Source organism: Micromonospora sp. NPDC004336 (assembly GCF_053602615.1).
This window is the reverse complement of sequence record NZ_JBSGDY010000064.1, coordinates 1-13,249: the sequence shown is the minus strand read 5'-3', so window position 1 is coordinate 13,249 and position 13,249 is coordinate 1. Positions and strand designations below refer to the sequence as shown.

Here is a 13,249-nt window from a genome sequence, read left to right as displayed (position 1 = left end):
TCGCGTCCGGGCGTCCGGTGTCCCGACGACGGGGCCCGGTCGCCACGGGGTCGGACGCGACCGTGCGGGCGTGCCCGCCGCGCCGGCGGGGTATGGGGGTGGGCATGAGTCACGAGCAGAGCGACCAGGAACGGGTGGAGTCCCGCGCCCACCTGCTGCCCGAGGAGGCGGCGGTCGGCAGCGACGATCCGCAGGCGCAGGCGGACGCCATCCTCGAGGAGTCCGACATCCGTGAGGCCGACCGCAACGCCGCGCCGGACACCGTCCTGGAGCGGCGTACCTCCGATCAGACGGTGACCCCCATCGAGCCCCCGGACTGAACCCGGGCCCCGCGCACCCGCTGCGAGGCCGGGTAGGTGTGCTCCCGCAGCCACGCGACCGGGCCCGCCGCCCGCAGGCCCGGCGGCAGGTTGCCGATCGGATCGAAGGCCAGCTCGGCGTCCTCCCGGGCGCCGAGCTGGTCGCCGAGAGCGACCTGGCCGAACGGCCGCCACGGCCCGACCGCGGACGCGACCGCCAGCACCAGCCGGGGCGCGCCCTCCCGGGCCGCGGCGGCCACGTCGGTCAGGCTGCGGCCCAGGTCGGGCGACTCCGGGTCGGCCAGCGCGGCCAGGAACAGCCGCCGCCGCCCGGCCCGGAACGGCATGATCGTGCTGTACGTCCCGGCGAAGCGCCGCCGGGGCAGCGGCAGGTTCCGCAGCACCGGCGCGGCCGCGCTGGAACTGACCAGCAGGTCGAACGGCCGGTCGGGATCCCGGTGCAGCCGCACGGCCAGCCCCAGCACGTCGGGCCAGCCGCCCGGCGTCGGCACCCCCTTGGACAGGCGTACGGTCGCCCGGAAGCGTCCCGGGTCGTCCAGCAGCGGGACCCCGGTCGGCGGCCCCGGCACGCCCCACACGGTCACCTCGCCGGCGAAGGAGCGGCCGGCGGGGTGCAGCAGGCGGGCCCGGCGGAGCCGGGTCAGGGCCGCGGTCGCGCGGTCGACCACGACGGCGGCCCGGTCGGTCACGGTGGCGGCAGGCGGCATCTCCCCCCGGTACCCGGCCGCGCGCGGTCGATGCCTCGCGCCGCGCGGTGACCCCGGCGGTGTCCCCGCGCGCCGCGCCGGGCCGGCGGGCGCCCGCGCCTCGCCGGGGACGGCGTGTCCCCGTCCGGCCCGCTCGATCGGATAGCGTCGTGCCATGCCCGACAGCGGTTACCCCTGGCCCATCGAGACGACCCGACTGGACAACGGCCTGCGCGTGGTGGTGAGCGAGGACCGCACCGCGCCCGCCGTCGCCGTGAACCTCTGGTACGACGTCGGCTCCCGCCACGAGCCCACCGGGCAGACGGGCTTCGCCCACCTCTTCGAGCACCTGATGTTCGAGGGCTCGGTCAACGTGGCGAAGACCGAGCACATGAAGCTGGTGCAGGGCTCCGGCGGCTCCCTCAACGCCACCACCAACCCGGACCGCACCAACTACTTCGAGACCGTCCCGGCCGAGCACCTGGAGCTGGCGCTCTGGCTGGAGGCGGACCGGATGGGCGGTCTCGTCCCGGCGCTGACCCAGGAGACGCTGGACAACCAGCGTGACGTGGTGAAGAACGAGCGGCGCCAGCGCTACGAGAACGTGCCCTACGGCGACGCCTGGCTGCGGCTGCTGCCGCTGCTGTATCCGCCGGGGCACCCCTACCACCACGCCACGATCGGGTCGATGGCCGACCTGAACGCCGCCGACCTGGCCACCTTCCAGGCTTTCCACCGCACGTACTACGCGCCCGACAACGCCGTGCTGACCGTCGTGGGCGACGCGTCGGCCGGCGAGGTCTTCGCGCTGGCCGACAAGTACTTCGGCGCGATCCCGCCCCGCGGGGACATCCCGCCGGCCCCCGACGGCCGGGTGGTCCCGGCGACCGGCCGGCCGGCCGTGGAGACGGTCACCGGCGACGTCCCGGCGCCGCGCGTCTACGTCGCGCACCGCACCCACGCCTTCGGCACCCCCGGCTACGACGTGGTGACCGTGCTCGCCACCGTGCTGGGCAGCGGCCGGGGCAGCCGCCTCTACCAGCGCCTCGCCGACGGCGAGCGGATCGCCCAGCCGGACCTCGTCGGGGCGTACGGGGTGGACCTGGCGCACGCCCCCGCCCCGCTGATCGCCACCGCCACGGCCCGCCCCGGCGTCAGCGGCGAGCGGCTGGCCGCCGGGCTGGCCGAGGTGGTCGACGAGCTGGCCACCGTGCCGGTCACCGCCGCCGAGCTGGACCGCGCCAAGTCCCTGCTCACCACCATGTGGTGGCGGCAGATGTCCACCGTGGACGGCCGGGCCGACACGCTCGGGCGGTACGCCACCCAGTTCGGCGACCCGGCGAAGGCCGCCGAGCGGCTGCCGGCCTGGCTCGCCGTGACCGCCGAGCAGATCGCCGAGGCCGCCGCCGAGGTGCTCGCCGCCGACGACCGGGTGACCCTGACCTACCTGCCCGAGGAGAAGCCCTGATGACGCTGATCACCGACCGTCCCGGGCCGGGCCTCGCCCGCCCCTACCGGTTCCCGCAGGTGGTCCGCCGTACGGTGGCCGGCGGCCGGGTGGTCGCCGCGCACCTGCCCGGGCAGAACCTGGCCGTGGCGCTGCTGCTGCTCGACGCGGGCGCCGAGCGCGAGCCGACCGGCAAGGAAGGGCTCGGCGGGGTGCTCGCCAAGGCCCTGGAGGAGGGGACCGCGCAGCGGGACGCCACCGCGTACGCGCTGGCCATCGAGGCGCTCGGCACCGAGCTGGTGACCGGGCTCGACTGGGACTCCTTCCAGGTCAGCGTGCAGGTGCCGGTGGAGCGGCTGCACGCCGCCGTGGAGCTGCTCGCCGAGGCGGTCCGCACCCCGAAGCTCGACCCGGACGACGTCCGGCGGGTCCGCGACGACGAGGCGACCGCCCTGCGGATGGACTGGGCGAACCCCGGCCCCCGCGCCGACGCGGCGCTGCGCGCGGAGCTGTTCGGCGCCGGGAACCGCTGGGGCCGCCCCATGTACGGCGACCCCGACTCGGTGGCCGGGCTGGACGTCGAGGACGTCACGGTCTTCCACTCCGAGTGGTTCATCCGCCCCGGCACGCTGGTCGTCGCCGGCGACCTGGACCGGCTCGACCTGGACGCGCTCGGCGCGGCGGCGTTCGCCGGCACCGGCGGCGGGCCGGTCGACCGGGGCGGCCCGGTCGAGGCGCCGACCCGCCCCGGCCGGCGGATCATTCTGGTGGACCGCCCCGGCTCGGTGCAGTCCACGCTGCGGCTGGGTCACCCGTCGCCGCACCGCGCCCACCCCGACCACGTGCCGATGACCCTCGCCGGCACGGTGCTCGGCGGGGCGTTCACCTCCCGGCTCAACCACCTGATCCGCGAGGTGCGCGGCTACACGTACGGCATCCGGGGCGACTTCGCCTCGTCCCGCCGGTTCGGCCGGTTCGCGGTCAGCTCCGGCGTGCAGACGGCGGTCACCGCGCCGGCCCTGGTCGAGGCGGTCGGCGAGATCGCCCGTACCCAGGAGACCGGGGTGACCGAGGAGGAGCTGGCGGTCGCGCGTTCCTGGCGGGCCGGCCAGCTCTCGGTCGAGCTGCAGAGCCCCCGGGCGATCGCCTCCGCGCTGACCACCCTGGTCGTGCACGACCTGCCGGACGACTACCACGCCCGGCTGCGGGAGTCGCTGCTTGCCGCCGACGTCGCGCAGGTCTCGGCGGCGGCCGCCGCGCACCTGCACCCGGAGGCGCTCACTCTGGTGGTGGAGGGCGACGCCGCGGCGATCCGCGAGGAGCTGGCCGCCACCGGCCTGGGCGACCTGGTGGACCACGCCTCCTGACGGGCGCGGGGCGGTGTGATCTGGGTCGCGCCGCCCCGTCCGGGCACCGACCGCCGGGCCGGCGGGCCGACGCGAATGCTCCGGCCGGGCGGCCCGGGGCGGCCGGTTCTTCCGGGCCGCCGGCCCGATCGGCGACGTCGTTGCGGCTCGCGGCCGCCCGGGGCGTGACCAGGGCCACCGCCCGGGGTCGGCCCGGAACGCCCGGGCGGTGGGAAAGCGTTCCCGGTCGGGCGGCCGGGCTGGGTAGCCTCGCGGGCATGAGGATCGGCATTGTGGGGGCCACCGGCCAGGTCGGTGGCGTGATGCGGCAGGTGCTGGCGGAGCGGGAGTTCCCGGCGGAGCAGGTGCGGTTGTTCGCCTCGGCGCGGTCGGCCGGGCGCACCCTGCCCTTCCGGGGCGGCGAGGTGGCCGTGGAGGACGCGGCCACCGCCGACTACTCCGGGCTCGACATCGTGCTCTTCTCGGCCGGCAAGGGCACCGCCAGGGAGCTCGCGCCACGGGTCGCCGCGGCCGGGGCCGTCGTCATCGACAACTCCTCGGCGTTCCGGATGGACCCCGACGTGCCGCTGGTCGTCGCCGAGGTCAACCCGCACGCCGCCGCCGCACGCCCCCGGGGGATCATCGCGAACCCCAACTGCACCACGATGGCCGCGATGCCGGTGCTGCGTCCCCTGCACGCCGAGGCGGAACTGGTCGGCCTGGTCGTCTCGACCTACCAGGCGGTCTCCGGCGCGGGGCTGGCCGGCGTGGCCGAGCTGGACGAGCAGGTCCGCAAGGTGGCCGAGCAGGCCGCCGGGCTCGCCTTCGACGGCTCCGCCGTCGAGTTCCCGGCCCCCCGGTCCTTCGCCCGGCCGATCGCGTTCAACGTGCTCCCGCTCGCCGGCTCGATCGTCGACGACGGGTCCTTCGAGACCGACGAGGAGCAGAAGCTGCGCAACGAGAGCCGCAAGATCCTGGAGATCCCCGGGCTGACGGTCTCCGGCACCTGCGTCCGGGTGCCCGTCTTCACCGGCCACTCGTTGCAGATCAACGCCCGGTTCGCCCGCCCGATCACCCCGCAGCGGGCCCGCGAGCTGCTCGACGGAGCCCCCGGCGTGGCGCTGAGCGACGTGCCGACCCCGCTCGAGGCGGCCGGTCAGGACCCGACCTACGTCGGCCGGATCCGCGCCGACGAGACCGTCGAGCACGGGCTGGCCCTGTTCTGCTCCAACGACAACCTGCGCAAGGGCGCCGCGCTGAACGCCGTGCAGATCGCGGAGCTGGTCGCCGCCGAGCGCCGCTGACCCCACGAGCCTCCCTCGGGCCCCCGCCGGTCTCCTCCGGCGGGGGCCCGCCGCGTCGGCGGACGTCGTCGCGCCCGACCATCCGCTCGCCGAGGTCGACCTCGCCCGCCGCGTCGGCCGGCGCGGTGGCGTCCCCGGCGGGCGTACGCCGCGTCTGCCCGCGCGGTGGGGTTCCCGGCGGGCGTACGACGCGGCGCGTTATGCCGCCCGGTCGGCGGGTAGACGGCCGTGCCGACACCGAGAGGGGAGCACCATGACAACGGTCGGAGAGTTTATGACGACCCGGTTGGTGACGATGGACGGCAACGACACGCTGACCGCCGCGGCGCAGGAGATGCGCGACAGCGCCATCGGCGACGTGGTGGTGACCGACGGCGACGACGTCGTCGGCATCGTGACGGACCGGGACATCGCGGTCCGGGGCGTGGCGGAGAACCTGGACCCGAACTCGACCCCGCTCAACCGGATCACCAGCAAGGACGTGATCACGGTGAGCCAGTACGACGACGCGGTGGCCGCCGCCGACCTGATGCGGACCTACGCCGTACGCCGGTTGCCGGTCATCGACGACGGACGCCTCGTCGGCCTCGTCTCGATGGGGGACCTCGCCGTGGAGCGGGAACCGCAGTCGGTGCTCGCCGACATCAGCGCCGACGACCCGAACAACTGACCGTCCGCCGCGGGCGTGCCGGCTCCCCGGGTCCGGGGAGCCGGCCTTCGCGGCGTTCCCGGTGCGGCCCGCCCGCCGGCGGCACCGCCCGGCCGTACGACCTCCCCGCCGGCCCCGCGCTGTCGGCACGCCGCCGCGTCCGTGGTCCGCCGCCGCTTCGACTCACCCGATCCGGGCGAGGTTGAGCCCGCACGGGACGGGGACCCCGGGTCGGGACATGACCGACAGGGAGGAGAGGCCCGATGGTGGACGCGACGACGAGGTTCCTCGAGGACCTCGACCGGCGGGACTACGAACCCCTGCTGGCGAAGTCCTCCGGGACCCTGCGCCTGGACCTGAACGAGGGCGCGCGCACGACGCACTGGCTGCTGCGCATCGACCGGGGCCGGGTGCGGGTGAGCCAGGAGGACCAGGAGGCCGACACGGTGGTCGGGGCCAGCCCCGAGCTCTTCGAGGACCTCGCTTCCGGGCGGGAGGACGGGGTGGCGGCGCTGCTGCGGGGGGACATGACGGTGACGGGGGACCTCCGGCTGGTGTTGCAGTTGGAGCGGCTCTTCCCCAGCCCGCCGGACACCCACGGACCCCGCCGGCGCTTCCCGGCGGAGCGGGAGGTGCACTGATGGGGAAGAGCAACACGATCCGGATCCTGGACGGCAGCACCTTCGTGGTGTCGGAGGACACCGGCGACATCGAGGCGACGCCGAGCGAGCCGACCGGGTTCTTCTCGCTCGACACCCGGTTCCTGTCCACCTGGGTGCTCAAGGTCAACGGGGAGCGGCTCAACCCGCTGTCGTACGACGACCTCCAGTACTACGAGGCCCGGTTCTTCCTGGTGCCCGGGATGGCGACGCACTACGTCGACGCCAAGCTGTCGATCATCCGCGAGCGGGCGGTGGGCGGCAGTTTCCGCGAGACCCTCACCATCCTCAACCATGACGAGAAGCCGGTCGACCTGGAGATCAGGATGGACGCGGCGTCCGACTTCGCCGACCTGTTCCAGGTCAAGGACGAGATCCTGAACAAGAAGGGCGAGATCTACACCGAGGTCGAGGCCGACCGGCTGCGCCTGGGCTACCGGCGCGGCAACTTCACCCGGGAGACGGTGATCTCCGCGTCCCCGCAGGCGCGGTACGACCGCAACGGCTTCGGCTACTCGATCCACCTGGAACCCAACGAGCAGTGGGAGGCCCGGATCGACGTCAAGACCCTGGCGCTCGGCCCGGGCGGCCGGGACCTGCTGATGGGGCTGCGGGTGCACGGCACCGAGCGGCTCGCCCTCCAGCACGACCTGGAGGAGTGGCTCGCCAAGGCCCCACGGCTGAACAGCCAGCACGAGGACCTGGCGAGGACGTACCGGCGCAGCATGATCGACCTGGCGGCGTTGCGCTTCTCGCCGCTCTCGCTCGGCGGGGCGACGCTGCCGGCCGCCGGCCTGCCCTGGTTCATGACCATGTTCGGCCGGGACAGCATCCTGACGTGCCTGCAGACGCTGCCGTTCACGCCGGACCTGTCGAAGACCACGCTGCGGATCCTCGCCTCCCTGCAGGGCACCCGGTTCGACGACTTCCGCGACGAGGACCCCGGCCGGATCCTGCACGAGATGCGGTACGGCGAGACCGCCGCCTTCGAGGAGCAGCCGCACTCGCCGTACTACGGGTCGGTGGACGCCACCCCGCTGTTCCTGGTGCTGCTCGACGAGTACGAGAAGTGGAGCGGCGACGTCGCGCTGGTCATGGAGCTGGAGCGGGAGTGCCGTGCCGCGCTGAAGTGGATCGACGACTACGCCGACCTGGTCGGCACCGGCTACATCTGGTACGAGCGGCGCAACACCGACACCGGCCTGGAGAACCAGTGCTGGAAGGACTCCTGGGACTCCATCTCCTACCGGGACGGCAGGCTGCCGCCGTTTCCCCGGGCCACCTGCGAGGTGCAGGGCTACGCGTACGACGCGAAGCTGCGGGCCGCCCGGCTGGCCCGGGAGTTCTGGGGCGACCCCGAGTTCGCCGACCGGCTGGAGCGCGAGGCGGCGGCGCTGAAGGAGCGGTTCAACCGCGACTTCTGGGTGTCCGACGGCGAGTACTACGCGCTGGCCCTCGACCCGGACGGGCGCCAGTGCGACGTGCTGAGCTCCAACATCGGGCACCTGCTCTGGAGCGGGATCGTCGACCACGACCGGGCGGAGAAGATCGCCGCGCACCTGGTCGGCCCCCGCCTCTTCACCGGCTGGGGAGTGCGGACGCTGGCCGAGGGCGAGGTCCGCTACAACCCGATCGGCTACCACAACGGCACGATCTGGCCGTTCGACAACTCGTTCATCGCCTGGGGCCTGCGCCGGTACGGCTTCGCCGAGGAGGCGGCGGTCATCGCCAGCGGGATCCTCGACGCGGCCACCTACTTCGAGGGGCGGCTGCCGGAGGCGTTCGGCGGTTATCCGCGCGACCTGACCAAGTTCCCGGTGGAGTATCCGACCGCGTGCAGCCCGCAGGCATGGTCGACCGGAACGCCGCTGCTGCTGCTGCGGACGATGCTCGGCCTGGAGCCGCACGAGGGGCACCTGGCGGTGGAGCCCCGGCTGCCGATCGGGATGGGCCGCATCGAGGTGCTGGACATTCCGGGCCGCTGGGGCCGGGTGGACGCGTTCGCCCGGGGCCGACTCGACATGCACCGCCTCACCGAGTGACCCGCGCCGGCGCCGGCCCCCCGCCCGGGTCGGCGCCGGCCTCACGCCCGGGTCCGGCGCCGGCCTCACGCCCGGGCCGGCGCGCGGCCAGGTGCAGGGCCAGGGTGGCGTCGGCCGAGTCGCCGCCGACGAGCGGCGGCAGTCCCGGGGCCGCCGCACTCTTGACACCTCCCGTCAAGTGCTTGACACTGATCGTCAAGCATTCGAAGGAGGTACGGCGTGCCGCCCACAGAGGACCAACTCGCCGTGCAGCTGGCCAGGCTGCTCGACATCCGCCTGCTCGACCCGCTGGAGATCCTGCTCGAGGGGGACGACACCGTCGCCGCCCTGCGGGCGGTGGTGCGCGTCCGGGCCCGCCGCTGGGCGGCCCGGATCCTCGGCGGTGACGACGCCGAGGCGATGGGCACGATCGTGCGGGTGGTCGCCACGCTGTATCCGAGCGACGGCCCGTTCGACCCGCCCGCGCAGTGGTGGCGCACCCCGCTGGGGCAGGCCGTCGCCTGGCGCGTCGGCCACCCCACGGCGGCGTCCGTGTCGTACGCCGTGGCCGGCGCCATGCTCGGCATCAGCCGCCAGGGGGTGCACGACCTGGTGAGCCGCGGGCGCCTCGCCCGGCACCCGGACGGCGGGGTCGTCCCGTCGTCCGTGCGGGACCGGCTGCGGGGGGTGCGGGCCGGTGCGTGAGTCCACGGTGGGCGTCGCCCGCGAGGAGCCGGCGCGGGACATGGTGGTCGAGGCGGAGGTGCCGATCGCCGTACGGGACCACGGCGGCGACGGTCCGCCGCTGGTCCTGCTGCACGGTGCGGGAGGCAACCTCGCCCAGCTCGGCCCACTCGCCGAGCGGCTCCGGGCACGGCACCGGGTGGTCGCGCTCGACCTGCGCGGCCACGGGCTCTCCGGGGACGGGCCGTGGAGCGTCGACGCCGCGCTCGCGGACGTCGAGGCGGTGGTGGCCGCCCTCGCGTTGGACCGCCCCGCCGTGGTGGGCGTGTCCCTGGGCGGCATGCTCGCCGCTCGCTGGGCCGCTCGGCGGGCCGACTGCCCGGGCGCGGTGAGCCTGGACGGCGTGCCGGTGCCCCGCCGGCCGGAGCAGCTCGTGGGGCTGCCCCGCGAGCGGGCCGAGGCGGAACTGGCCCGGCTGCACGGCGTCTTCGCGGGCATGACGCAGGCGGCCGCGGCACCCCTGGACCCGGCCGCGCTGCCGGAGCTGACGGCGGCCCACGTCGCCGCCGGTCGTGCCCAGGGGCTGCCCGAGCGGGACGCGGAGGAGGCGTTCACCCGCAACCTCGCCCGCAACGAGGGCGGCGTCGTGCTGCGACCCCGGCCGCCCGTGCTGGCCGGGATCCGGGACGCCGGCGTCGGGCTGGACCTCGACCCCGTCCACCGGGCCCTGGTCGCCCCGCTGCTGCTCGTGCTGGCCACCGAGGACCTGCCCGCACAGCGACCCTTCGCCGAGCTGTACGCGGCCTACCGGCGCGGCGTCCTGACCCGGCTGACCGCGATCGCCCGGACCCAGCCGCTGCTGCGGGTGCGTCCGCTGCCCGGGGCGACCCACGCGATGGCGGTGGAGCAGGCGGCCGAACTGGGCCGCCTGATCGAGGACTTCCTCGCCGATCCGGCCCGCTGCGCCGCCCCGTCCGGGGAGGGGGAGACCGCGGCCGGCGGGCACGGGGCTGTCATGGCGTGACTCCCAGGTGGGCGGGGTAAGTTCGCGCCATGCCGGAACTCGTGTACCCGCCCGTGATCGCCGCCGCCCTGACGATGTTTCGGGTCCTCGACCTGAAGATCACCGTCGACGGTGCCCACCACGTCCCGCGTACCGGCGGGGCGGTGATGGCCAGCAACCACGTCAGCTACCTCGACTTCATCTTCTGCGGGCTGGGCGCGCACCCGGCGAAGCGGCTGGTGCGGTTCATGGCCAAGAAGTCGGTCTTCACCCACAAGGTGTCCGGCCCGTTGATGCGCGGCATGCGGCACATCCCCGTGGACCGGCGGGCGGGTGCCGGGTCGTACGCGACGGCGGTCAGCGCGCTCAAGCGCGGCGAGGTGGTCGGCGTCTTCCCCGAGGCGACGATCAGCCGCTCGTTCACCGTGAAGGAGCTCAAGAGCGGTACCACGCGGATGGCCGCCGAGGCCGGCGTACCGGTCCTCCCGGTGGCCCTGTGGGGCACCCAGCGGCTCTGGACCAAGGGCCGGCCGCGCACCCTCACCCGTCGGCACACCCCGATCACCATCCTGGTGGGCGAGCCGATGGACCCGACCGCCTACCCGGACGCCAACGCGATGACCGCCGACCTGAAGACGCGGCTGAGCGCGCTGGTCGACCGGGCCCAGCGGGAGTACCCGGACCAGCCCGCCGGCCCCGACGACACCTGGTGGCTCCCGGCGCACCTCGGCGGCACCGCCCCCACCCCGGAGGAGGCCGCCGCCCTCGACACCCCCACCCGCCGCACCCCCACCCCCTAACTTCCCACCCCTCCCTAGCCCCTCCCGCCCCACCTCACCTCACCCCTCTCCCGCCCCACCTCTCCCGCTCACTCTCTCCCGCCCCACCTCTCCCGCGATCTTGCACTTACTGCCCCGGCATTCCGGACAAGCAGCGCAAACGGGGGGCAGAAAGTGCAAGATCGCCGTGGTGCCGGGGCGCCGTGGTGCGGGGCGGCGTGGTGGGGTGGTGCCGTGCCGTGGCGGGGTGGTGCCGTGGTGCTGTGGTGCGGTGCGGCGTGGTGCTGTGGTGTGGGGCGGCGTCGTGCTGTGGTGCGGGGCGGCGTGGTGGGGTGGTGGTCGCGCCCGTGTCGTCGGCTTCAGCGATGTCCGGATGCTGCGCCGGTTGCGGGCCCGTGCCAGGCACGGTCGGAGTGTTCCCGTCGGTAGTAGTCGTCCCGCGAGCGGAACTCCACCGGCAGTGAGCCCGGCAGGGTGATCCGGGCGTCGCCGGCGGAGAACACCGCCGCGGCCCGCACCGCCAGCACGTCCCGTTCGGGCGGCGAGAGGTCCACCAGCTCGGGGTGGGCCAGCCGGAACGCGGCCACGGCGCGGCGCACCCGGCGGGCCAGGTCGGCGACCTCCCCGGCGGGACCGGCGAGGCCGAGGGCCGGCTGCTGGATGGTGCGCAGCGCGTCGCAGACCACCAGCAGCCGGCAGGGCCGGTCCGGCCCGGCGGGGAGCAGCTCCAGCCGGGACGGCCACTGCCAGCGGATCTGACCACTGACCAGGCCCGGCAGCCGTACGCCCCGGCGGTGCCGGGCGACGTCGCCCGCGCCGCCGACCAGCGCGAGCTGCGGCCCGCCCCCGACGTACGCGACGCGCCGATCGGTGACCGTGACCGCCACGGGCGCGGGCAGTGCCCACCGTCGTCGTGCGTCGGTCGGCCCGAGCAGGTGCCCCGAGGCGTGCAGCCGGTGCCGGGAGAGCACCCGCTCGCCGGCCTCGGGGACCAGCTCGTGCCGCCGGTCCAGCACCGGCGCGTCGTCGTCGACGCCGTCGAAGCGGTGCGGTGCGATGAAGAAGGGGGACGCGTCATCGTGCATCGTCATGACCTCCGGTGCAGACGGCATCTCAGCACGAGCGTCGCCGACCCGCGACCGGCTGTCATGACAGCCGTTAGGGGGTCGGCCGGTCGTACGACGCCTGTGACCGGTAGATGCCGATCTCCTCCGGGCGGACGAGGCCGTCCTCGATCGCCCGGGCGAGCAGCGCCGCCTTCGTGGCGGCCGGTCGACCCGCACGGGTGTACTTGATCCGCGCCCGGTCGACGTACTGCTTGACGGTGTGCTCGCTGATCCGCATCCGGCGGGCCACCGACGCCTTCGACATCGACTGGAACCACAGCAGCAGCGCCTCGCGTTCCTTGTCGGACAGGGCGGGGCGGTCCGGGCGGGGGTCGCCCACGATGGCCCCGGCCAGCGCCGGCGGCACGTACGGGCGGTCGCTTGCGGCGGCGAGCACGGTGGCCACGCAGTGCTCCCGACCCTCGTGTTTGGCGAGGAACGCCACCGCCCCGGCGTCGAGCGCGGCGAGCATCGTCCCGGGGTCGCTGTGTTCGGAGTAGACCACGACCCGCCGGCCGGCCGCGCTCAGCTCGGCGAGCTTGTCCAGCGCCATCCGCCCATGCAGCCGCAGGTCGAGCAGGAGTACGTCGGCGTCGGGGGCGGCCCGCAGCACCGCGTCCGGGTCGTCGCCCGTCGCCAGGACGGTCAGCCGGGGCTCGGTGGCCAGCCAGGCCCGCACCCCCTCGATGACGACCGGGTGGTCGTCCACGATCGCCACGCCGACCGGTCGCCCGGCGCTCACCGGCGCCACCTGGTCTGCGTCCATCTGATCTCCCCGTCCCGCTCGTAGAGGTGTTCCACCGAACCGCCCCCCTCGGCGACCCACCCGCCGTCGGCGTCCCATCCGCCGCCGCCGGCCACCGATCCGCCGCCGCCGGCGTCCCGTCCGCCGTCGGCGTCCCATCCGCCGTCGTCGGCCACCGATCCGCCGTCGTCGGCGTCCCGCCGGCCGTCGTCGGGCGGGGGGCCGGCGGGGTCCGGGTCGACCCGGTCGGGGGTGACCAGGCTGACCGCCACCTCGTCGGGGCCGCAGACCACGGTCAGCCGGGCCCAGCCCCGCGCGTCGGCCAGTGTCGCGGTGAGCGGGTCGGCCAGCCGGCGCCGTACCTCGACCGGCAGCGGCGGCGGGGCGCCGATCGTCACCAGGTCGATCGGCAGCCCGTTCCGCTCGGCCAGGTCGGCGGCGGCCCGCAGCTCGTGCAGCAGCGGGTCCGGCACGTCGTCCGACTCGGCGATGAGGCGGCG

13 protein-coding genes and 1 pseudogene are annotated in these 13,249 nt (G+C 75.0%); 10 read left to right on the top strand and 4 right to left on the bottom strand.

All coding sequences use genetic code 11. The features are described 5' to 3' along the window. The first annotated feature begins 104 nt into the window (after nt 1-104). Complete coding sequence (locus ACWENR_RS15830; protein ID WP_176737390.1) at nt 105-320, top strand: hypothetical protein; 216 nt, start codon at nt 105-107, stop codon at nt 318-320. Here the strand turns inward: ACWENR_RS15830 and ACWENR_RS15825 are convergent. Continuing rightward, a complete protein-coding gene (locus ACWENR_RS15825) occupies nt 287-1,027 on the bottom strand; it encodes a phosphodiesterase (protein ID WP_452277717.1) in 741 nt (246 codons plus the stop codon). The two genes, ACWENR_RS15830 and ACWENR_RS15825, sit on opposite strands and share 34 nt — an antisense overlap. Before the next feature lie 154 nt (nt 1,028-1,181). On the opposite strand from ACWENR_RS15825, the gene ACWENR_RS15820 reads away from it, so the two are divergent. From ACWENR_RS15820 to ACWENR_RS15780, 9 genes are all read left to right on the top strand, one after another. Next, nucleotides 1,182-2,474, top strand: a complete 1,293-nt coding sequence (locus ACWENR_RS15820) for a M16 family metallopeptidase (RefSeq protein WP_452277716.1) — start codon at nt 1,182-1,184, stop codon at nt 2,472-2,474. Next, the gene (locus ACWENR_RS15815) at nt 2,474-3,820 is read left to right on the top strand and encodes a M16 family metallopeptidase (RefSeq protein WP_452277715.1); all 1,347 of its coding nucleotides are present in this window, start codon (nt 2,474-2,476) and stop codon (nt 3,818-3,820) included. Before ACWENR_RS15820 ends, ACWENR_RS15815 begins: the two co-directional genes overlap by 1 nt. Before the next feature lie 257 nt (nt 3,821-4,077). Then, entirely contained in the window at nt 4,078-5,103 is a 1,026-nt protein-coding gene (locus ACWENR_RS15810; RefSeq protein ID WP_452277714.1) for an aspartate-semialdehyde dehydrogenase, read from the top strand. Between the two features lie 253 nt (nt 5,104-5,356). Continuing rightward, complete coding sequence (locus tag ACWENR_RS15805; RefSeq protein ID WP_452277713.1) at nt 5,357-5,773, top strand: CBS domain-containing protein; 417 nt, start codon at nt 5,357-5,359, stop codon at nt 5,771-5,773. Between the two features lie 242 nt (nt 5,774-6,015). Beyond that, nucleotides 6,016-6,393, top strand: coding sequence for an SCP2 sterol-binding domain-containing protein (locus tag ACWENR_RS15800; RefSeq protein WP_452277712.1), 378 nt, complete (start codon nt 6,016-6,018; stop codon nt 6,391-6,393). Beyond that, on the top strand, nt 6,393-8,453 hold the full coding sequence (locus ACWENR_RS15795; protein WP_452277711.1) for an amylo-alpha-1,6-glucosidase: 2,061 nt from the start codon (nt 6,393-6,395) through the stop codon (nt 8,451-8,453). The genes ACWENR_RS15800 and ACWENR_RS15795 overlap by 1 nt, the downstream gene beginning before the upstream one ends. A gap of 219 nt (nt 8,454-8,672) precedes the next feature. Then, nucleotides 8,673-9,137 carry a hypothetical protein gene (locus tag ACWENR_RS15790; protein ID WP_452277710.1) on the top strand — a complete coding sequence of 155 codons (465 nt, stop codon included), beginning with the start codon at nt 8,673-8,675 and terminating at the stop codon, nt 9,135-9,137. After that, the gene (locus ACWENR_RS15785) at nt 9,130-10,140 is read left to right on the top strand and encodes an alpha/beta fold hydrolase (protein ID WP_452277709.1); all 1,011 of its coding nucleotides are present in this window, start codon (nt 9,130-9,132) and stop codon (nt 10,138-10,140) included. Before ACWENR_RS15790 ends, ACWENR_RS15785 begins: the two co-directional genes overlap by 8 nt. Before the next feature lie 29 nt (nt 10,141-10,169). Continuing rightward, nucleotides 10,170-10,919 carry a lysophospholipid acyltransferase family protein gene (locus tag ACWENR_RS15780; RefSeq protein ID WP_452277708.1) on the top strand — a complete coding sequence of 250 codons (750 nt, stop codon included), beginning with the start codon at nt 10,170-10,172 and terminating at the stop codon, nt 10,917-10,919. 338 nt (nt 10,920-11,257) lie between these two features. Here ACWENR_RS15780 and ACWENR_RS15775 read toward each other — a convergent pair whose 3' ends face one another. The 3 genes and pseudogenes from ACWENR_RS15775 to ACWENR_RS15765 form a co-directional block, all read right to left on the bottom strand. Next, nucleotides 11,258-11,983, bottom strand: a complete 726-nt coding sequence (locus tag ACWENR_RS15775; protein WP_452277737.1) for a hypothetical protein — start codon at nt 11,981-11,983, stop codon at nt 11,258-11,260. A 73-nt stretch (nt 11,984-12,056) separates the two neighbouring features. Next, a complete protein-coding gene (locus ACWENR_RS15770) occupies nt 12,057-12,770 on the bottom strand; it encodes a response regulator (protein ID WP_452277707.1) in 714 nt (237 codons plus the stop codon). Beyond that, nucleotides 12,743-13,249 (bottom strand): annotated as a pseudogene (locus tag ACWENR_RS15765) (hypothetical protein); the annotation flags it as partial. The gene ACWENR_RS15770 and the pseudogene ACWENR_RS15765, both read right to left, overlap by 28 nt.

What these genes read in the sequence shown, in the direction of transcription:
- ACWENR_RS15805 (WP_452277713.1), top strand. Translation starts at nt 5,357, where the DNA reads ATGACAACGGTCGGAGAGTTTATGACGACCCGGTTGGTGACGATGGAC.
- ACWENR_RS15775 (WP_452277737.1), bottom strand. Translation starts at nt 11,983, where the DNA reads ATGCACGATGACGCGTCCCCCTTCTTCATCGCACCGCACCGCTTCGAC.
- ACWENR_RS15815 (WP_452277715.1), top strand. Translation starts at nt 2,474, where the DNA reads ATGACGCTGATCACCGACCGTCCCGGGCCGGGCCTCGCCCGCCCCTAC.
- ACWENR_RS15825 (WP_452277717.1), bottom strand. Translation starts at nt 1,027, where the DNA reads ATGCCGCCTGCCGCCACCGTGACCGACCGGGCCGCCGTCGTGGTCGAC.
- ACWENR_RS15810 (WP_452277714.1), top strand. Translation starts at nt 4,078, where the DNA reads ATGAGGATCGGCATTGTGGGGGCCACCGGCCAGGTCGGTGGCGTGATG.
- ACWENR_RS15795 (WP_452277711.1), top strand. Translation starts at nt 6,393, where the DNA reads ATGGGGAAGAGCAACACGATCCGGATCCTGGACGGCAGCACCTTCGTG.
- ACWENR_RS15820 (WP_452277716.1), top strand. Translation starts at nt 1,182, where the DNA reads ATGCCCGACAGCGGTTACCCCTGGCCCATCGAGACGACCCGACTGGAC.
- ACWENR_RS15830 (WP_176737390.1), top strand. Translation starts at nt 105, where the DNA reads ATGAGTCACGAGCAGAGCGACCAGGAACGGGTGGAGTCCCGCGCCCAC.
- ACWENR_RS15770 (WP_452277707.1), bottom strand. Translation starts at nt 12,770, where the DNA reads ATGGACGCAGACCAGGTGGCGCCGGTGAGCGCCGGGCGACCGGTCGGC.
- ACWENR_RS15800 (WP_452277712.1), top strand. Translation starts at nt 6,016, where the DNA reads ATGGTGGACGCGACGACGAGGTTCCTCGAGGACCTCGACCGGCGGGAC.
- ACWENR_RS15780 (WP_452277708.1), top strand. Translation starts at nt 10,170, where the DNA reads ATGCCGGAACTCGTGTACCCGCCCGTGATCGCCGCCGCCCTGACGATG.